The 21,169-nt window shown below is 75.1% G+C and carries 5 protein-coding genes; all 5 read right to left on the bottom strand.

The features are described from left to right. Nucleotides 1-18: 18 nt before the first annotated feature. The 5 genes from ACIBEA_RS00945 to ACIBEA_RS00925 all read right to left on the bottom strand — a co-directional run bounded on the left by ACIBEA_RS00945 (nucleotide 19) and on the right by ACIBEA_RS00925 (nucleotide 21,139). Complete coding sequence (locus tag ACIBEA_RS00945; protein WP_399256503.1) at nucleotides 19-1,425, bottom strand: MFS transporter; 1,407 nt, start codon at nucleotides 1,423-1,425, stop codon at nucleotides 19-21. Between the two features lie 334 nt (nucleotides 1,426-1,759). Then, nucleotides 1,760-12,298 carry an amino acid adenylation domain-containing protein gene (locus ACIBEA_RS00940; protein ID WP_399256501.1) on the bottom strand — a complete coding sequence of 3,513 codons (10,539 nt, stop codon included), beginning with the start codon at nucleotides 12,296-12,298 and terminating at the stop codon, nucleotides 1,760-1,762. Nucleotides 12,299-12,396: 98 nt separating this feature from the next. After that, the gene (gene gntD / locus ACIBEA_RS00935; protein WP_399256499.1) at nucleotides 12,397-13,428 is read right to left on the bottom strand and encodes a guanitoxin biosynthesis L-enduracididine beta-hydroxylase GntD; all 1,032 of its coding nucleotides are present in this window, start codon (nucleotides 13,426-13,428) and stop codon (nucleotides 12,397-12,399) included. A 64-nt stretch (nucleotides 13,429-13,492) separates the two neighbouring features. After that, nucleotides 13,493-14,602: a capreomycidine synthase gene (gene vioD, locus ACIBEA_RS00930; protein WP_399256497.1), complete on the bottom strand. Its 1,110-nt coding sequence runs from the start codon at nucleotides 14,600-14,602 to the stop codon at nucleotides 13,493-13,495. Between the two features lie 126 nt (nucleotides 14,603-14,728). Next, nucleotides 14,729-21,139 carry an amino acid adenylation domain-containing protein gene (locus ACIBEA_RS00925; protein WP_399256495.1) on the bottom strand — a complete coding sequence of 2,137 codons (6,411 nt, stop codon included), beginning with the start codon at nucleotides 21,137-21,139 and terminating at the stop codon, nucleotides 14,729-14,731. Nucleotides 21,140-21,169: the final 30 nt, after the last annotated feature.

Here is a 21,169-nt window from a genome sequence, read left to right as displayed (position 1 = left end):
GGTGCGGTGCGCAGGCGCTCAGGGGCGGGCCGGAGGGCCCGTGGCCACCGGGGGCCCGACCCCGTCCGGCGCGCCGTCCGGTTCCGCGGGTGACGGGCCCCGCGCGGCTGACGCCGCCCCGGTGGGCGCCGCCCCCTCGTCCGGTGGCGCCGGCAGGGCGGTGATGGTGTGGCGTCGCCCGATCAGGGCGGTGACGGCCAGGATCAGTCCGGTACAGCAGAGGAGCAGGGCGCTGCCGCGGTCGCGGGTCGAGCCGAGCAGCCGGCCCAGGGTGGCGGCGAGCGGCCCGCCGGGGTCCACCAACGGGCCGAACACCTGCGAGGCGAGCGGTCCGGCCACCAAGTAGCCCAGCAAGATGCCGCCTTGGGTGAACATGCGGCGCAGGGCGAAGACCCGCCCCTGGGCCTCGGCAGCCACCGCGGACTGCCAGAGCACCTGCGCACAGCTACTGACCACCGGTAGGCCGAGGAAGAAGGTGAAGGCTGCCGCCGCCAACGGGACCGGGCGCGGGAAGAACCCGGCCTGGAGCACCGCGAGGCCGCTCACGAGGGTGGCCGCCGTGACCCAGGCCAACGGGCGGCGCGGGGTTCCCCAGATGGACATGGCGATGCTGCTGATCGCGAGGCCGAGCCCGCCGGCGGTGCTGACCATGGCCACCGCGGCGTTCTGGTCCGCCTCGGGGGTGGCCGCCAGGACCAGGGGGAGCAGCAGGGCGGTGGCGGTGGCCTCGGCCGCGTTGAGGACCGTGACCAGGCGGAGCAGGTACTTCAATCCGGGTTGACTGGTGAGCAGCCGACGCCCTTCGGTCAACTCCGCACGCCAGCCCGGGCCTTGCTCGCTCGGGCCGGCGCGTTTCGGTGCGCCTGGCGGTTCGGGGAAGCGTGCGACCAACAGGGTGAGCACGCCCAGTGCGAACGAGATGACGTCGACCACCAGGACGGCACGGAGCCCGCCCGCGCCGAGGAGTACGGCGGCGAGCATCGGACCCAACAACTGAGCTCCGGCCAGGGCGGTTTGGGTCATCGCGCTGGCCCGGCCGCGTTGTTCGGGCCGGACCATGCCGGTGACGGCGGCGGCGAGCGCCGGCCATTGGAAGGCCGCACAACAGGATTCGACGACGATGACCGCGTACACCTGCCAGACGGCGAGGTGCCCGGTCGCCTGGGCGGCGAACAGGGCCACCGCTCCGAGCATGGCCACCGCGTCGGCGCAGAGCAGCACGATGCGGCGCCGGTGCCGGTCCACCAGTACCCCGGCGACCGGGGCGGCCAGCATCCCCGGGGCGAAGGCGAGCAACAACCCGGTGGCGAACTGGGTGACGGAGCCGGTCTGTTGATAGATCCACAGGCCGAGGGCGAAGCCGGAGATGCTGGATCCGAGTGCGGTGACCAGGCGGCCCGCCCAGACGAGCGCGAAGGTGGTCATGGCAGGCCCACCAGGGGCGGGGCGAGGGACAGGGTCAGGGTCAGGGGCACGGGTGAGCTCCGTTCGGAGGCCGCGGCGGGACGGGACGTCATGGGGCCGGGCGGGGGCGGTACAGAGGACCGGGCGGGGGAAGTCGCGTCCGGGCAGGACAAAGCAGGGCATGGCGAAGTGGGACGGGGCCTGGCGGGACGACCCGGGGCCGGGCAGGGCGCCGGGCGGCATGCGGTCGGGCGCGGCGCGGCGGGGCGGGGCGGGGTGGCGCACCCGGCGCCGGTGCTCGGGACACCGGACACCGGACACCGGACACCGGACGCGTCACCCTCGGGGCGGCCGGTCAGCGCAGGTGGGCGGCGAGGACCGGGCCGATCTGGGCGAGTGCCTCGGGGGTGGTGAAGCGGCTGTGCGGGATGTCCAGCGGGTGGTTCTCCACCGGGCCGTCCACGTGCGCGTCCCACAGCTCGGCCAGCGGGGTGCCATCGGCGCCCCGGCCCGGCAGGGCTTCGAAGAAGAGCACGGGACCCCGGTAGCGGCCCGGCTGCTCGCCCTGGGCCAGCGCGATGTTGTTGGCCGTCACCCGCACCAGCCGACCCAGCGCCGCCGGGTCCAGGCCGCCCAGCACGCTGCCGCGCTCCCGCAGCAGCTCCAGCACGGCCGTGGCGCCGGGCAGACCGTCGCCCAGGGCCTCCTCACCGTCCGCCGGGGCGGTGGTGGCGAGAGCATCCAGCTCGTCGAGGTCGAGTCCGTCCAGCGCGAGGGAGAGGATCTCCTTGGCGCTGGGGCGGCCGGCGTGCCGGAAGCGGCCCGTCGGGTGCGAGTCGAGCATCGCCAGCAGCGCGACCTCCTCGCCCGCCTCCTGCAGTTGGCGTGCCAGCTCGTGCGCGACCGTGCCGCCGAAGGACCAGCCGAGCAGGTGGTACGGGCCCACCGGCTGGACCTCGCGGATCAGGCGCAGGTAGTCGGCCGCCATCTCCGGTACGGAGCCGGGCAGTTCGCACGTACCGTCGAGACCGCGGGCCTGGAGGGCGAAGAGCGGCCGGTCGCGGTCCAGGTGGCGGGCCAGGCCCGAGTAGCACCAGCCGAGGCCGCCGCCGGGGTGCACGGCGAAGAGCGGGGCGCGGGTGCCGCCGGAGCGCAGCGCCAGCATCTGCCCCAGGCCGTCGGAGGATCCGGCGCCGCCGTCGGCGCCGATCCGCTCGGCCAGCAGGGCCACGGTGGGGGTCTCGAAGAGGGCCCGCAGGCCGATCTCGACACCGAGTTCCTCACGGACCCGGGCGGTGAGTCGGGCGGCGAGCAGGGAGTGGCCGCCGAGGTCGAAGAAGTTGTCGTCGATGCCGACGTGGTCGACGGCGAGGGTGGTGGCGAAGAGGCCGCAGAGGACTTCCTCTTGCGGGGTGCGCGGAGCCCTGGTGGTGGTGTTGGTGGTCGTGGTGGGGGCGGGCAGGGCGCGGCGGTCGAGCTTGCCGTTGGGAGTGAGCGGAAGCGTGTCCAGCAGGACCACGGCGGAGGGCACCAGGTAAGCGGGCAGGTGCGCGGCGGCGTACGCGCGCAGCTCCGCCGCGTCCGGCACCGCACCCGAATCGGTGGCGGGGACGGCGGTGGGGACGAGGTAGGCGACCAGGCGCTGATCGCCCGGGTTGTCCTCGCGCAGCAGCACCGCCGCCTGCGCGATGTCCCCGCGGCCCGTGAAGTGGGCCTCGATCTCCGCCGGTTCGATCCGGAAACCGCGCAGCTTGATCTGGTCGTCGGTACGGCCCAGGAACTCCAGCCGCCCCTCGCCCCGCTCGTCGGCCTGCCAACGCCCCAGGTCACCCGTGCGGTACATCCGCCCGCCCGGCTCACCGAAGGGGTCCGGCAGGAACCGCTCCGCCGTCAACCCCGGACGCCCCAGATAGCCGCGGGTCACCAGGTCGCCGGCGATGAAGAGCTCGCCGCCGACCCCGACCGGAAGCGCCCGGAAGGACTCGTCCAGCACGTACATCCGGGTGTTCCAGATCGGCCGCCCGATGGTGATCACGCCGGAGGGCGCGGTGTCACCGGGCTCGATGCGGAACTCGGTGCAGCCGACCGTGGTCTCGGTCGGACCGTACTCGTTGATCACGGTGGCGCCGGGGTGGTGGCGCCGCCACTCGTCCAGCACCTCTCCCATCAGCGATTCCCCGCCGAGCACGAGCTGCTCGCTGGGCGAGAAGCGCTCGGGCAGTGCGGTCAGCAGGGCCAGGTGGCTCGGCGTGGCCTTGACGAAGGTCGGGCGCTCCCACTCCCCCGCCGTGGCCGCGCGCTCGTCCAGCTCGATGAGCTGTACGGCGCCCCCGCTGGTCAGCGGGGCGAACAGGCCGGTCACGGTGAGGTCGAAGGAGACCGGCGAGTGGACCAGGGCCCGGCCGGCGACGCCGGCGTACGCCTCACGGGCCCAGGCGAGGTAGGCGTCCAGGGAGTGGTGCTCGACCACGACGCCCTTGGGGCGTCCGGTGGAGCCCGAGGTGTAGATCACGTAGGCCGGGTTGCGCAGCGACAGCGGAGCGGACCGGTCGTCGTCCGTGAGGTCGTGCGCGGGCAGGGCGGCCAGCGCGGCGGCCGTGTCCGGCGCGTCGAGCAGCAGCAGCGGGTGCTCGGTGACGGGCAGTTGTCCGGCCGCCCCGACGGTGGTGAGGACGCACAGCGGCCGGGCGTCGGCCAGGGTGTAGGCGATCCGCTCGCCGGGGTGGGTGAGGTCGATCGGCAGGTACGCCGCCCCGGACTTGAGCACCGCCAGTACGGAGACCAGGGTCTCCACCGAGCGCGGCACGGCCAGCGCGACCAGGCGCTCCGGGCCCGCCCCCCGGGCCACGAGGTGGCGGGCCAGGCGGTTGGCGGCGGTGTCGAGCTGGGCGTAGCTGAGGGTGCCGCTCTCGCAGACGACGGCGGTGGCGTCGGGGGTGCGGGCGACCTGGGCGGCGAACAGCTCCGGCAGGGTGCGGCCGGGAAGGGCGCGCGCCGGGCCGTTCCAGTCGGTGAAGAGGGCCCGGCGCTCGTGCTCGGCGAGCAGGTCGATGTCGTGGAGGCGGGTGTCGGGGTGTTCGGCGGCGGCGCGCAGGATGCGCTGGAACTGCTCCGCCAGCCGGGCGATGGTGGTGGGCTCGAAGAGGTCGGTCGCGTACTCGATGGTCACCGTCAGACCGGCCGCGGCGCCCTCGGCGTCGTGGTGCTCGGTCACGGTGAACGACAGGTCGAACTTGGCCGCGCCCTCGGACGCGACGTCGCTCTCGCCCTGGTCGTCGGCGGTCCCGGTGGCGCTGTTGAAGGTGAGGACGGTCTGGAAAAGGGGGTGCCGGTGCGGGGCACGGCCCGGGTTCAGGGCCTCGACCAGCCGCTCGAAGGGCAGGTCCTGGTGCGAGAGCGCCGCGAGGTTCACCTCACGCGTGCGCCCCACCAACTCGGTGTGCGTCGGATTGCCGCTCGTGTCCGTGCGCAACACCAGCGTGTTCACGAAGAACCCGATCAGACCGTCCAGATCACGGTGTCCGCGTCCCGCCGTCGGCGTACCGATCGGCACGTCCACACCCGCGCCATTGCGCGTCAACAACACCGCCAGAGCCGCGTGCACCGCGTGGAACACGGTCGCCCGCTCGCCCCGCGCGTGCGCCGCCAGCCTCTCGTGCACCGCGCGATCCGTGAAACCGGTGTGCACCCGTGCCCGGAGCGAGGGACGCGCCGGCCGCGAACGATCCACCGGAAGCGCGATCTCCTCCGGCAGCCCCGCCAACTCACCGCTCCAGAAGGCCAACTGCTCGTTCAGTACCGTACCCGGCACCTGCGGATCCCCCAGGTGGCGGTGCTGCCACAGCGCGAAGTCCGCGTACTGCACCGGCAACGGCGACCACCCCGGCGCCTCACCCCGCACCCGGGCCCGATACGCGTCCGTCACGTCCCGGGTCAACGGACCCATCGACAACCCGTCACCCGCGATGTGGTGCAGCACCACCACCAACACGTGCTCCCGCGCACCCAGCACGAACAACGCCGCACGCATCGGGAGCTCGCTCGACAGGTCGAACGGCCGCGCCGAAAGCTCCGCGATCCGCCCCTGAGCACCCGCCTCGTCCGTCACCACCACGTCCAACGGCACCAGGCCCGCACCCGCCGGCAACACCACCTGGCACGGCTCGCCACCCGACTCCGGGAACACCGTCCGCAGGGTCTCGTGGCGCTCCACCACGTCGTCCAGCGCGGCCTGCAACGCCACCGCGTCCACCGCCTGCGCCAACCGCAGCACCACCGGGATGTTGTACGAGGCCCGCTCGGTCTCCTCCATCCGGTTGAGGAACCAGAGCCGGGCCTGTGCGTAGGAGAGCGGGACGGTTTCCGGGCGGGGCTCGACGCGTGCCAGCGGCGGCAGCGCGGTGGCGGCGTCGGCGTCACCGATCAGCTCGGCCAGCCGGGCCACCGTCGGCGCCTCGAACACGTCGCGGACACCCACCTCGGCCCCGAACTCGCCCCGCACCGCCGCCACCAACCGCATCGCCAGCAGGGAGTGGCCTCCGAGGTCGAAGAAGTTGTCGTCGATGCCGACGTGGTCGACGGCGAGGGTGGTGGCGAAGAGGCCGCAGAGGACTTCCTCTTGCGGGGTGCGCGGAGCCCTGGTGGTGGTGTTGGTGGTCGTGGTGGGGGCGGGCAGGGCGCGGCGGTCGAGCTTGCCGTTGGGAGTGAGCGGAAGCGTGTCCAGCAGGACCACGGCGGAGGGCACCAGGTAGGCCGGCAGGTGTGCGGCGGCGTACGCGCGCAGCTCGGCCGGATCCGGCACCGCACCCGAATCGGTGGCGGGGACGGCGGTGGGGACGAGGTAGGCGACCAGGCGCTGATCGCCCGGGTTGTCCTCGCGCAGCAGCACCGCCGCCTGCGCGATGTCGCCCCGGCCCGTGAAGTGGGCCTCGATCTCCGCCGGTTCGATCCGGAAACCGCGCAGCTTGATCTGGTCGTCGGTACGGCCCAGGAACTCCAGCCGCCCCTCGCCCCGCTCGTCGGCCTGCCAACGCCCCAGGTCACCCGTGCGGTACATGCGCGCACCCGGCTCGCCGAAGGGGTCCGGCAGGAACCGCTCCGCCGTCAACCCCGGACGCCCCAGATAGCCGCGGGCGAGTCCGGCGCCGGCGATGTACAGCTCGCCCGGCGCGCCGGGCGGTGCCTGCCGCAGGGTCGGGTCCAGCACCTGGACCCGCATGTTGTCCAGCGGTCGGCCGATCGGCACGGTGGCGCCGAGCGGGTCCCCGGCGGTGATGGAGTGCCGGGTGGCGAAGACGGTGGTCTCGGTCGGGCCGTAGCCGTCGACCACCCGCAGCCCCGGGTGGACGGCGAGCACGCGGCGCACGGCGGCGGCCGGGACCACGTCGCCTCCGGTCATCACCTCGCGCACGCCGGCCAGACTCTGCGGTGCGTCCTCGGCGAGCAGCCGGAAGAGGCCCGCGGTGAGCCAGAGCGCCGTGACCCGGTGCTCGGCGACCAGTCGCCCGATCCGCTCGGCGTCCAGTTCACCGGCGGGCGCGACCACGACCTGCCCGCCGCTCAGCAGCGGCACCCACATCTCGTAGGTGGAGGCGTCGAAGGCCTGCGGGGAGTGGAACAGCACCCGCTCGTGGTGGCCGTGCCGCTGCCACCAGCGGTCGGCGGCCAGCGCGGCGACGTCCGCGTGGGTGACGGCGACGCCCTTGGGGGTGCCGGTGGATCCGGAGGTGTACATGACGTAGGCGAGGCGCTCGGGCTGGACGGCGGGGACGGGACGGGCGGGGGCGTCCGGCAGCGGGGCACTGACGTCCACGACCCGCATCCCGGCCGCTGCCAGGGCGCGTACGAAGGGCAGCTCGCGGGTGGCCGCGTCCACGAGCAGCAGGTCGGCGCCGGTGTCCGCGAGCACGAAGGCCATCCGCTCGTCGGGCCAGCTCTCGGACAGCGGTACGTACGCGCTGCCCGCCCGCACCACGGCGAGCGTGCTGACCACGAGCTCCGCCGAGCGCTCCAGGAGCAGGGCGACCCGGCGCTCCGCTCCCGCCCCGAGGGCGGTCAGGTGGCGGGCCAGCCGGTCGGCGGCGGCGTCGAGCCGGGCGTAGCTGAGGGTGCCGCTCGCGCTGACGACGGCGGTGGCGTCGGGGGTCCGGGCGACCTGGGCGGCGAACAGCTCCGGCAGGGCGGCGGCGGACAGCGGGTGCACGTCTCCGGTGGCCAGGGCGGACAGTTCGGCGCGGCCCTCCTCGCCCAGCAGGTCGACGTCGTGGAGGCGGGTGTCGGGGTGCTCGGCGGCGGCGCGCAGGATGCGCTGGAACTGCTCCGCCAGCCGGGCGATGGTGGTCGGCTCGAAGAGGTCGGTCGCGTACTCGATGGCCACCGTCAGACCGGCCGCAGCGCCCTCGGCGTCGTGGTGCTCGGTCACGGTGAACGACAGGTCGAACTTCGCCGCGCTCTCGAACCCGGCCTGCTCGACGGAGTCCGCGACCGTGTCGTCCGTCGCGCTGTTGAAGGTGAGGACGGTTTGGAAGAGGGGGTGCCGGTGCGGGGCGCGCGCCGGGTTCAGGGCCTCGACCAGCCGCTCGAAGGGCAGGTCCTGGTGCGAGAGCGCCCCGAGGTTCACCTCGCGCGCCCGCCCCACCAGCTCGCCCAGTGACGGATTGCCGCTCGTGTCCGTGCGCAGCACCAGCGTGTTCACGAAGAACCCGATCAGACCGTCCACCTCGCGGTGTCCGCGCCCGGCCGTCGGCGTACCGATCGGCAGGTCCGTCCCCGCGCCGTTGCGCGTCAGCAACACCGCCAGAGCCGCGTGCACCGCGTGGAACACGGTCGCCCGCTCGCCCCGCGCACGCGCCGCCAGCCGCCCGTGCACCACACCGTCCACGAATCCGGAGTGCACCCGCGCCCGATGCGAGGGACGCACCGGCCGCGAACGGTCCACCGGAAGCGCGATCTCCTCCGGCAGCCCCGCCAACTCCGCCTCCCAGTACGCCAACTGCTCGTGCAGCACCGTGCCCGGGACATCCGGATCCCCCAGCTGGTGGTGCTGCCACAGCGCGAAGTCCGCGTACTGCACCGGCAACGGCGACCACCCCGGCACCTCGCCCCGCACCCGGGCCGCGTACGCGAAGGTCAGGTCCTGCGTCAGCGGACGCATCGACAGCCCGTCACCCGCGATGTGGTGCAGGACCACCGCCAACAGGTGCTCCTGCGGAGCCAGCACGAACAGCGCCGCACGCACGGGGAGTTCGGACGACAGGTCGAAGGGCCGCGCCGACAGCTGGGCGATCCGCTCCCGCGCGCCCGCCTCGTCCGTCGCCACCACTTCCAAGGGCACCAGAGCGGCGGCCGCCGGCAACACCACCTGGCACGGCTCACCACCCGACTCCGGGAACACCGTCCGCAAGGTCTCGTGCCGCTCCACCACATCGTCCAGGGCGGCCTGCAACGCCACCGCGTCCACCGCCTGCGCCAACCGCAACACCACCGGCATCGCGTAGGCGCTGGTGTCGCCCTCCATGGTGTTGAGGAAGCGGAGTCGACGCTGGGCGAAGGAGAGCGGCAGGACCTCCGGGCGCTCCGCCCGGACGAGGGGCGCCAGGGCGGTGGCGGGGCCGGTCCCGGCGATCAGCTCGGCCAGCAGGGCCACCGTCGGCGCCTCGAACACGTCACGGACACCCACCTCCGCGCCCAACTCGCTCCGCACCGAGGCCACCAGCCGCATCGCCAGCAGCGAGTGCCCGCCGATGTCGAAGAAGCTCTCGTCGATGCCCGGCTCGCGCTCGGTGCCCAGCACCTCGGCGAAGATCCGGCACAGGGCGGCCTCGCGCTCGTCGCGCGGGGGACGCCCGGCGGCGGCCTCCTGGTGTGCGGGGGCGGGCAGGGCGCGGCGGTCCAGCTTGTTGTGCGCGGTGAGCGGCAGTGCGTCGAGGACGACCAACGCGGACGGCACCATGTAGCCGGGCAGCGCCTTCGACAACTCGCTGCGCAGGGACGCCGGTTCGAGGTCGACGCCGGGCTGCGGGACGACGTATCCGACGAGCTGGCGGTCCCCCGGTCGGTCCTCGCGGACCACCGCGGCCGACGCGGCCACCGGCGCCAGGGCGGCCAGCGCCGCCTCCACCTCGCCCAGCTCGATCCGGAAGCCGCGGATCTTGACCTGGTCGTCCAGGCGGCCCAGGAACTCGATCTCGCCTTCCGGCAGTCGGCGGGTCAGGTCGCCGGTGCGGTACATCCGGGCGCCGGGGGCGCCGGCCGGATCGGGCACGAACCGCTCGGCGGTCAGGCCCGGGCGGCCCAGGTAGCCGCGGGTGACCTGGGCGCCGCCGATGAAGAGCTCGCCGGGCACGCCGACCGGGACCGGCTCGCCCCGCTCGTCCAGTACGTACGCCCGGACGTTGCCCAGCGGCCGGCCGATCGGCACGGTCGGGGTGCCGACGAGTTCGGCGGCGCGCGGGCGGTGGGTGGTCACGCCGACCGTGGTCTCGGTGGGCCCGTAGTGGTTGAGGACCGCGCACTCGGCCCGCTCCAGCAGGTCGCCGACGAAGGCGCTGGTCGAGCCCTCGCCGCCGAGGATCAGGCCGCGGCGGGGCAGGACCCGGTGGGCGCCGCCCGGACCCTCCAGGGCCGCGAGGTGGGAGGGGCTGATCTTGAGGTAGTCGATCGCGTGCTCGGCGAAGTAGGCGGCCAGCAGCCGGCCGTCCGAGGCAGTGTCGGCGTCCACCATGTGCAGCGTGCCGCCGCCCAGGAGCGCGGAGGCCAGGACCGTGACGCAGGAGTCGAAGGTGAAGGGCTGGACCATCGCGTATCCGGCGGGCTCCAGGCCCAGCGCGGACCCGACCGCGGTGTGGTAGTTGAGCACCTGGCGGTGCTCGACCACCACGCCCTTGGGCCGTCCGGTGGAGCCGGAGGTGAAGAGCACGTAGGCGGCCTGGCCGGGGTCGACGGCCACCGCGGGGGCGGTGTCGGGGGCCGCGTCGAGGGCCAGTTCCTCCACCGCGACCGCGCGCACGCCCTTCGGGAGCCGGTCGGCGAGGGCGCGCCGGGTGATCACCACGGGTGCGGCGGTGTCGGCGAGCATCATCGCCATCCGCTCCTGCGGCTGGGCCGGGTCGACCGGGACGTAGCAGCCGCCCGCCTTGAGCACGGCGAGCAGGGCGACGACCGTCCAGGCGCCGCGTTCGAGGCAGATGCCGACGGGGGTCTCTGCGCTGACGCCGAGGCCGCTCAGGTGGTGGGCGAGGCGGTTGGCCAGCCGGTCCAGTTCGCGGTAGGTGTGGGTGGCGTCGGCGCCGACCACCGCGACGGCGTGCGGGGTGCGGGCGGCCTGTTCGGCGAAGCGTCCGTGGAAGGTCCCGGCGGGCACGTCGAGGGCGGTGGCGTTCCAGGTGTCGAGCAGCAGCGTGCGCTCGTCCTCGGCCAGCAGCGGGAGGTGGGCGACCGGGCGGTGCGGGTCGGCGCAGACCTCGCGCAGCAGGGTGGCGTAGTGGGCCAGCAGCCGCCGGGCGGAGCGCTCCTCGTAGCGGTCGGCGCGGTGGACGAGGGTCAGCGTCAGGGTGTCGCCGGTCTCCGAGACGGTGAAGGTCAGGTCCCGCTTGGCGTCGGCGGGGCCGGTCCCGTCCAGCGGGCGCAGGACCAGTTCACCGGCGTGGGCGGTGTCCGGGGCGGCCTGCGGGGCGCCCTGGTCGAGTACGAGCATGGTGCGCGCCAGTCCGTCCGGCGAGCCGGCGCGCAGCTCGGCGGCCAGCTGCTCGAAGGGCACTTCCTGGTGCTGGAAGTCGCGTCGGGTGGCTTCGGTGGCCCGGTCCAGCACCGCGGCGAAGGTCGGCCGGCCGGAGAGGTCGCCGCGCAGCAGCAGGGTGTTGACGAAGCAGCCGATCAGACCTTCCAGTTCGCTGCGCCCGCGCCCGCCGACCGGAGTGGCGATCACCGGGTCGGCGCCGCCGCCGTACCGGTGCAGGAGGACCTGGAGGGCCGCCAGGGACACCGTGAAGAGGGTGGTGCGGTGCCGGGCGGCCAGGTCGCGCAGGCCGGTCGCGATCTCGGCGGGCAGCTCCAGGGTGTGCGTGCCGGCCGCGGCGGCGCCCTCGGGGCGGCCGGTGGTGGTGGCGCGCGGCGGGGTGTCCGTCAGGCCGGCGAGCCGCTGCCGCCAGTAGCCGAGGCTCTCCTGGTGGGCGGCTCCGTCGAGGCGGCCTCGCTGCCAGGTGGCGAAGTCGGCGTACTGCACGGGCAGCGGGGGCAGCGCCGCGGCGGCCGCGTCCGCCAGCCGGTAGGCCGCCCCGGCCTCGGCGAGGAGCACGTCCACCGACCAGGCGTCCGCTGCGATGTGGTGGATCGTCAGGAGGAGGACGTGCTCCTGCTCGCCGGTGCGCAGCAGTGCGGCCCGCAGCAGCGGTCCGGCCGCCAGGTCGAAGGGGGTGTTCGCCTCCTCGGTGAGCCGGGCGCGCACCCGCGCCGCCCGCTCGTCCGCCGCCAGGGCCCGCAGGTCCGTCACCGGGAGTACGAACCCGGCCTCCCGGTGCACGTGTTGGACGGGCAGGCCGTCGGCGCCGGGGGCGAAGGTGGTGCGCAGCACCTCGTGCCGGTCGATCACCGTGCGGAAGGCGCGGGCGAGGCGTTCGACGTCGAGGAGGCCGGTGCAGGTCAGCGCCATCGGCACGTTGTACGCGGCCGATCGCGGGGCGAGCTGCTGGGCCAGCCAGATCTGCTCCTGGGTGAGGGAGAGCGGCGCCGGCGCCCCTTCGGGGCGGCGCGGCACACCGGTGGGTGCGGCCGCGCGGCCGGCCGACCGCTCGCGCAGACGGGCCTCCAGCCGGGCCCGCAGCTCGGGCGACAGCTCGGCGATGCGGCGGGCGGTGTCGGCGGTGGTGGCGTCGGCGGCGATCTGGGTGGTGCTCACGGTTCTCTCCCCGGAGAAGGTCTGTTGGGCCCTGAGGCCCTAGGGCCGTGGGTGTGTGCGCGGTGCTGTCGGCGGCGGACGGGGCCGGCGGGTCCCGGTCAGAACAGGACGCGGGAGGCGGCGGTGGCCCGCGCGTCGCGGGACCTGCGCAGGTCGCGGGCGACGTTGACCCGCTTGAGCCAGCGGTCGGTGCCGTCGAAGCGGGCCGCGAAGGAGCTGCGTCCGTGCACCGCGCGGTAGTTGTCGACGAAGACGATCTCGCCGGTGGCGAGCGCCGCGCCGCCGAGGCGGCGGTCGATCTCGTCGGAGAGCCGCTGGAGGGCGCCGCGGGCCTGCGGGTCCAGCCGGTCCAGGTCCATGAAGTACGGGTCCAGGCACAGGTACGGGTCGGTCTCCGAGCCGAACAGCACGGGGACCGGCGCCGCGTCGTCGCGCATCTGCTTCAGGCGCTCGTAGGCCGCGTCCAGCAGCCGCGTGCCGCCCTCCAGGGGGCGACCGGGGCCGGCGTCGAGCATCTGCAGGTGCGAGTTGTCGGGCAGCATGTAGAAGCGCGGTTCGGCCAGCACCCGCCGGTCCTCGGCGGAGATCTCCAGGTCCTGGACCCCGACGAAGGTGGTCGGCACCCGGTCCGGGTTGCGCAGGCAGAGCAGGCCCACGTAGTCGCCCCGGTAGGGGTGGAAGGCGTCCTCGACGTGCCAGAAGATGGTCTGGTTGCTGCCGGTGCCGATCTGCTCGTCCTCGTGGCCCTTGACCGGCAGGACGTCGTGCACCAGGTAGCCGTCCTGCTGGGTGGCCCAGGCGACCGGCTCGCCGAGCAGCGCCCCGCACAGCAGCAGGAAGATCTCCTCGCGCAGCGCCGGGGAGACCCCGGTGCGGTGCTGCCAGTGCGCGGGGGTGGCGCCGATGCGGTCCTGGTCGACGCGGTAGCCGGAGACCACGCAGGCTCCGGCCGGCTCGTGCAGTCGGAAGTCGGTCAGGAAGCGGCGCAGTGCGAGCGGCAACCGGTGTGACTGGAGGGTCAGTTCGTCCTGGAGCGCCTGGTCCTCGACGCTGTCGTGCCGCTCGGCGAGTTCGTCGAGCAGGACGCTGATCGCGTCGGCGTCGACGGGGTCGAGTGTGAGGGCGTGCATGGGGTGGATCACCTCGGGAATCGGGTCTGCGGAGTGCGGGGCGCGGGGGCGGGGCGCGGGGTGCTCAGCGCGGGTCGGGCAGCAGCGCGGCGAGCCGGTCGAGCCCGGCCGTCAGCTCGTCGGCGGGTCCGCCGAAGCCGAGTCGGATGTGCCGCGGTGCGCCGAAACAGGCGCCGGGTACGACCAGCACGCCGTGCTCACGGTCGAGCCGGTCGGCGAAGGCGCTCACGTCGGCCACGGTGGTCAGCTCGGGGAAGGCGGTGACCCCGCCGGCCGGGAGGTCGGCGGACACCCGGTCGCGGTGCACCGCCAGCCAGTCGGCCAGCACGGCCCGGTTGGCGGTGGCCTGGGCGAGGCGGGGGCGCATCAGTGCGTCGGCGTGCCGGACGGCGTGCGTGGCCACGGCTTCGACGAGCGGCGACAGGGCCAGGCTGGTGTAGTCGCGACGGCGCACACAGCCCGCCAGGACCTCGGGCGCGGCCAGGGCCCAGCCGACCCGCAGGCCCGGGAGTCCGTACGCCTTGGAGAGGGTGCCGAAGGAGATCGCCCGGGGGTAGCGGGCGGTCGGGTCGGGCAGCGGCCGGCGGTCGTACACCAGGTGCTGGAAGGCGTTGTCCCAGGCGAGCCAGGTGTCGTGGCGGGCGCAGGTCTCGATGATCGCGGCCTGCTGGTCCTCGGTGACGGTGGCGCCGGTCGGGTTGTGCGGGAAGTTGACCACGACCATGGCGGTGTCCGGGGTGATCAGGGAGAGGAGTTCGTCCTCGTTGGTCACCACGCCGTCCTCGGTGCGCATCGCCCAGGGCACGAGCCGGCAGCCCAGCGAGGCGGCCACCTCGACCAGTGCGTGGTAGGCGGGGGTCTGCACCACGACCTCGTCGCCGGCCTTCAGCAGGGCGTGCATGACCAGGTAGATGGCCTCGCTGGAGCCCTGCGTGGCGATCACCGAGCCGGGGTCGGTGTCGTACCGCTCGGCGAGGGCCGCGCGCAGCGGCTCCCCGCCCAGCGAGTGGCTGTCGCGGAACATGATCCCGCCGAGGGAGGCGGCGGTGGTCCCGGCCAGGGCGAGCACCTGGTCGACGGTGTAGTTCTCGACGCCGCTGCTGCTGATGTCGTAGGTGGTGGTGAAGTACCGCTCGCGGAGCCAGTCCTCCAGCAGGGCCGGGGCGATGGGCATGGGTTCCTCCAGTGGCCGGAGCAGCCGGGGTTCCGGGGGCTCCGGGGTGGGTGGGGCGGGGCGGGGCCGCCCGGCGGGCGGGCGGCCCCGGACGGGGCGGGTGGGGCGGGTGCTGCTGCTGGGGGCTCAGGCGGTGGTGAGGTCCTCCTCGGCCTCCAGCTCGGCGAGCAGCCGCAGCAGCTCCTCCGGGTCGCTCTCCTCGGCCTGGAGCTGGACGACCCGCAGGGCCAGCTCGGCCACGGTGGGGGCCTCGTAGAAGACCCGCAGGGGCACCTCGACCCGGCAGGTCTCGCGCACCCGGGCGGCGAACCGGGCGGCCAGCAGCGAGTGCAGGCCCAGGTCGAAGAGGTCGTCGTGGACGCCGACGGCCGGCAGGCCGAGCAGTTCCCCGGCCAGCTCCGCGATCTCCGTCTCCATGGGGGTGCGCGGGGCCACCGCCGCGGCGCCGGTCAGCTCGTCCCGGCCGGGCCGGGGCAGCGCGCCGCGGTCGAGCTTGCCGTTGCCGTTCAGCGGCAGCTCGGGCAGCAGCACGATCGAGGCCGGCACCAGGTACTCGGGCAGCCGCTCGCGCAGGGCGGCGCGCAGTGCGAAGACGTCCGGTGCGGTGTCGGGGGCGGCCACCACGTAGCCGACCAGGCGCTTCTCGCCCGGCTCGTCCTCGCGGACCACCACCGCGGCGGCGCCGACCTCGGGCCGTTCGGCGAGCCGCGCCTCCACCTCGCCGGGCTCGATCCGGTGTCCGCGGATCTTCACCTGCTGGTCCGCGCGGCCGATGAACTCCACGGCTCCGTCGGCCCGGTGGCGCGCCAGGTCGCCGGTGCGGTAGAGCCGGGATCCGGGCTCGCCGTACGGGTCCGGGACGAAGCGTTCGGCGGTCAGGCCGGGGCGGCCCAGGTAGCCGCGGGCCAGGCCGGCGCCGCCCAGGTGGAGTTCGCCCGGTGAGCCGATCGGTACGGGCCCCGCGGTCGCGTCGAGCAGGTAGACGGTGGTGTTGGGCAGTGGGTGCCCGATCGGGAGTCCGTCGCCGTCCACCGCTTCGGCGCCGACGTGCAGGGTGGTCGAGGTGCAGGTGACCTCGGTCAGCCCGTACACGTGCACCAGTTCCACCCCGAGCCGCTGCCAGGCGGCGAGCCGGTCCCGGCGCACCCGCTCGCCGCCCATCGCGACGAACCGCAGGTCGGCGGGGAGCCCGGCGCCGGTGCGCTCCAGCTCGGCGGCCCAGTCGTGCCAGTAGGCGGTGGTCAGTTCCAGGCCGGTGATCCGGTGCTCGGCCAGGTAGCCGGTCAGGTCCACGCCGGCGGCCAGCAGCCGGGCACCGGGCAGCACCACGGTGGCACCGGCGGCCAGCGCCGGGAACAGCTCCTCCAGCAGCACGTCGAAGCCGGTGGAGGCCAGTTGCAGGAAGCGGTCGCCGGGGGCCAGGCGGAACTCCTCGGCCATGGCGAGGGTGAAGTTGACCAGGCCCTCGTGGGTGAACATCGAGCCCTTGGGGGAACCGGTGGTGCCTGAGGTGAAGAAGACGCAGGCCAGCGCGGAGGGTTCGGTCACGGCGCCGGTCGTCGGCGCGCTCCCGCCCGGCGCGGCCGGCGCCTCGATCGGTGCCACCGGGACGGTGTCCAGGAGAGCGCCGGACGCGCCGCCGTCGGTGAGCACGAGCTGGGCGCCGGACAGTTCCAGCAGCAGCCGCAGCCGCTCCTCGGGCAGCGCCGGGTCGAGCGTGGTGAACGCCGCGCCCGCCTTCAGCACTCCGAGCAGGGCGGTGACCAGCCGGGGCGTCGGGGCCGCGTGGACGGCGACGACGCTCTCCGCTCCGATGCCCAGGTCGCGCAGCCGGGCGGCGCACCGCTCGGCGTCGGCCTCCAGCTCGGCGTAGCTGGTCGTACGGCCCTCGTGCTCCAGTGCCGGGGCGCCGGGGGTCCGGGCGGCGGCGGCCGCCACCAGGTCGTGCAGGCCGCCGGTGGGCAGCGGGCGCGCGGTGGCGTTCCAAACGGTGAGCGCGGTGCGGCGCTCCTCGGCGTCCAGCAGCGGGAGTCGGGACAGGGCGGTGCCGGGGGCAGCAGCGGCGGCCTCCAGCAGCAGGCCGAAGCGGTGTGCCAGGCGGGCGATGCTCGGGGCGTCGAACAGGTCCGTCGCGTACTCCACCGTGAAGGCGGTGGCCCCGTCGCGCTCCGCGGCGGTGAACATCAGGTCCATCAGGCAGGAGCCGGTCTGCGCCTCCACGGGCTCGACGCGCAGGCCCTCGAACCCGGCCCGCGGCGGGCGGGCGCTCTGCAGGGTCAGCATGGTCTGGAACACCGGGTGCCGGGCGGGGTCGCGCTCGGCGCCGACGGTGTCCAGCACCTGCTCGAAGGGGACGTCCTGGCCGTCGAAGTCGGCGAGGACGCGGTCGCGGGTGCGCTCCAGCAGCTCGGCGAAGGCCGGGTCGCCGGACAGGTCGCCGCGCAGCGCGAGACTGTTGACGAAGCAGCCGACCAGGCCGTCCAGTTCGCGCTGGCCGCGGCCCGCGACGGGGGTGCCGACGACCACGTCGTCGGCGCCGGAGAGCCGCCCCAGCAGGGTCTGGTAGCCGGCGAGCAGCACCATGAACAGGGTGGCGCCGTGCCGGGCGCCGAGGGCGCGCAGCCGTTCGGTCAACTCGGCCGAGAGGTGGAACTCGTGGACCGCGCCGGCCAGGCTCGGGGTGGCCGGGCGGGGCCGGTCGGTGGGCAGTTCCAGGACCGGCAGGGGTCCGGCGAGCCGGCCGCGCCAGTGCTCCAGCTGCGCGTCCCAGCGGCCCTCGGCCGCCCGGTCGGCCTGCCAGCGGGCGTAGTCGGCGTACTGGACGGGCAGCGGCGCCGGCGCGTGGCCGTCGTAGAGCGCGGCCAGGTCCTCGACCAGGACGCCCATCGACCAGCCGTCGAGCGCGATGTGGTGGATCACCAGGACCAGCAGGTGCTCGGTCGGGCCGGTGCGCAGCAGCAGGGCGCGCAGCGGTGCCTCGGCCGCCAGGTCGAAGGGTCGGGTGACGAACGCGTCGACCAGGTCCGTCACCCGCTCGTCGGCGGCGATGTCGCGGACGGTCAGCGGGGCCTCGCCGAGCGGCAGGACCCGCTGGACCGGGGCGCCGTCGGTCTCCGCCACCACCGTGCGCAGCACCTCGTGCCGGGCCATCAGGGCGCGCAGGGCGGCGGCCAGGGCCACCGGGTCCAGCGGGCCGTCGATCCGTACCGCGGTGGGCACGTGGTAGGCCGGGTTGCCGGGGGCGAAGCGGTCGAAGAGCCACATCCGCTGCTGGGCGAAGGAGAGCGGCAGCGGGCGGGAGCGGTCCGCGGGGGTGACCGGCGGCAGCGGGGCCGGGGCGGGGTCGCCCTCGGCGGAGCGCAGCCGTCCGATCAGCGCGGCCTGCGCGGCCACCGTGGGGGCGGCGAAGACCTCGCGCAGCCGCACCTCGACGGCGAACTCGGCGCGCAGCCCGCTGACCAGCCGGTTGGCCAGCAGCGAGTGGCCGCCGAGGGCGAAGAAGTCGTCCAGCACGCCGACCTCGGGCAGCTCCAGCAGCCGCTGCCAGATCGCGGCGACGGCGGCCTCGTCGGGGGTGCGGGGGGCGAGGCGGTCCACGGTGTCGGGCGCCGCCGCCGGTTCGGGCAGCGCGGTCCGGTCCACCTTGCCGTTGGGCGAGAGCGGCAGGACCGCCAGCTCGGTCCACAGCGCGGGGACCAGGTGGGCCGGGAGCCGCTCGCGCAGCCAGGCGGCCAGCTCGGCCCCGCTCGCGGGGGCGGCGTCCGGGCGGGCCGCGGGCACCCAGTAGGCGGCCAGGCGGCGCTCGCCCGGGCCGCTGCCGCGGGCCACCACGACCGCGTCGGCCACGGCGGGGTGCCCGAGCAGCACTGCGGTCACCTCGCCCGGCTCGACCCGGAAGCCGCGGATCTTGACCTGGTTGTCGGAGCGGCCGAGCAGTTCCAGCTCTCCGTCGGCCCGGCGTCGGGCGAGGTCGCCGGTGCGGTAGAGGCGCTCGCCCGGCGCCCGGCCGTGCGGGTGCGGCACGAAGCGCTCGGCGGTCAGGCCGGGGCGGCCCAGGTAGCCACGGGCCAGGCCCTCGCCGGCCACGCACAGCTCGCCGGGGACGCCGACCGGGACGGGCCGCAGCAGGGTGTCCAGCACCAGCAGCCGCTGGTTGAGCAGCGGGCGGCCGTAGTGCACCGGCCCGGCCCCGGCGTCCTCGGGGACCAGGTACTCGTTGTTGCAGAAGGCGGCTTCGGCCACACCGGCCGAGTTGACCACCCGGCAGCCGGGGGCGGCGGCGCGCAGGCGCGGCGGCAGCGCGGGCGGCAGGACGTCGCCGCCGATCATTGCGGTGCGCAGGCTCTCCAGGGCCAGGCCGTGCTCCTCGGCGGCGGCCAGCATCGCCTCGGTGCCGGCGGGACCCATCGACCACACGGTCACCCGGTGCCGGGCGACCAGCTCGGCCCAGTGCCGCGGGTCGCGGTTCGCGCCCTGTGCGGGGAAGACGGCGGTGGCTCCGACGACGAGGGGGGCCAGGCAGTCGTGCACGGCCGGGTCGAAGCTCGGCGAGTGCAGCGCGATCATCCGGTCCCCGGGGCCGAAGCCGTGCGAACGGGCCAGTCCGGCGAAGGTGTTGGCGATGGCGCGGTGCGTGACGGCGACGCCCTTGGGGCGTCCGGTGGAGCCGGAGGTGTACACGAGGTAGGCGAGGTTGGTCTCGCCCGCCGTCGTCGACTCCCCCGCGGGTGCGCCGGGTTCGTTCGCGCTGCGGCCGAACTCGGCTGCGTCGTCGGCGATGTCGTCCAGGAGCAGCACCGGGGTGCCGGGCGGCAGCACGCCGGCGGTGGACCGGTGGGCCAGCACCACGGCCGGGGCCGCGTCGGCGAGCATGTAGGCCAGCCGGTCGGCCGGGTAGGAGGGGTCGAGCCCGAGGAAGGCGCCGCCCGCGCGCAGGGTGCCCAGCATGGCGGCGCTGAGTCCCGCCCCGCGCTCCAGGCAGAGCGCCACCGGCACGTCGGGGCCGACGCCGGCCGACCGCAGCCGGTGGGCGATCCGCGCGGCCCACGCGTCCAGGGCCCGGTAGGACAGGGCGCCGGCCGCGTCGATGACCGCGGCCGCGTCGGGGGTGCGGGCCGCCTGGCGGGCGAACAGCTGGTCCACGCGCAGTCCGGCGGGCAGCTCGCCGTCGGTGTCGTTCCAGGTGTGCAGTTCCCGCTCCAGCTCGGCCGCGGTGAGCATCGGGAGTTCGGACAGCCGGGTGCCGGGCGCACGGACGGCGGCGCCGAGCAGGGTGGTCCAGTGGCCGAGCAGTCGGGCCACCGACGGGGCGTCGAACAGGTCGAGGGCGAACTCCGCGAACCCGGTGAAGCAGCCGTCCTCTTCGGCGAGTTGGAGGTCGAGGTCCATGTGCGCGCTGTCCCGGGTCACGGGCACCGTCTCGACGGCCAGGCCGGTGAGCTCGGGGGTGGTGGCGGGGGCGTTCTGGAGCACGAAGCCGACCTGGGCCAGCGGGTTGCGCGACAGGTCGCGGCTGGGCGCCAGCTCCTCGACGAGCCGGTCGAAGGGCAGCTCCTGGTGGTCGAAGGCGTCCAGCGCGGTGCCGCGCACCCGCTCGACGAGCTCGGCGTAGGTGGGGTCCCCGGCCAGCGAGGTGCGCAGCAGGACCGTGTTGACCAGCGAGCCGACGAGCAGTTCGGCGCCCGGCGCCCGGGTGGCGGGCCCGGTCGCCACGACCACCTCGGCGGAGCCCGCGTGCCGGGCCAGTACGGCCTGGAAGGCGGCGAGCAGCACCATGAACGGGGTGGCGCCCGCGCTCTTGGCCAGGTCGCGCACGGCCCGGGAGGCGGCCGCGTCCAGCCGCACCGGCACGCTCGCACCGCGGAAGCTGCGCACCGGCGGCCGGGGCCGGTCGGTGGGGAGCTCCAACGCTTCGGGGGCCCCCGCGAGTTGACCGCGCCAGTAGCCGAGCAGCCGGTCGCCGAGGTCGCCGTCGAGCAGGGCCTGGCGGCCCGCGACGTGGTCGGCGTAGCGCACCGGCAGCTCGGGCAGCCGCGGCTCCCGCCGCTCGGCCCGGGCGGCGTAGGCCTCGGAGAGTTCGGACATCAGCAGGCCGAAGGACCAGCGGTCCACCACGATGTGGTGCAGGACCACGACGAGCAGGTGCTCCGTGGGCCCGAGGGAGATCAGTTCGGCCCGCATCAGCGGGCCCTTGGCCAGGTCGAAGGGTTGCTCGGCGAGCCGGCCGGCCAGCGCGCGGACCTCGTCCTCGCCCGCCCCGGTGGCCTCCGTCAGGCCCAGCTCGAAGGCGCGGCGCGGCAGGACCAGCTGGACGGGGGCGCCGTCGCGGGCGGGGAACACCGTGCGCAGGGCCTCGTGCCGGTCGACGAGGAGCTGGAAGGCCTGGCGCAGGTGCTCGGTGTCCAGCGGTCCGCGCAGCCGCAGGGCGGCGGCGGTGTTGTAGACGCCGCTGGGCCCTTCCAGGCGGTCGACCAGCCAGAACCGGCGCTGGGCGGCGGAGGTCGCGAGCACCTCGACGGTGCGGGGGGTGGTGGCCACGGGGTGCTCCTTCACGGGGGTGGGGTCGGG

Origin of the sequence: Streptomyces sp. NPDC051555, assembly GCF_044454405.1 — a bacterium.
Taxonomy (GTDB): domain Bacteria; phylum Actinomycetota; class Actinomycetes; order Streptomycetales; family Streptomycetaceae; genus Streptomyces.
The sequence above is the reverse complement of the archived record's forward strand: the minus strand, read 5'-3'. Positions and strand labels throughout refer to the sequence as shown.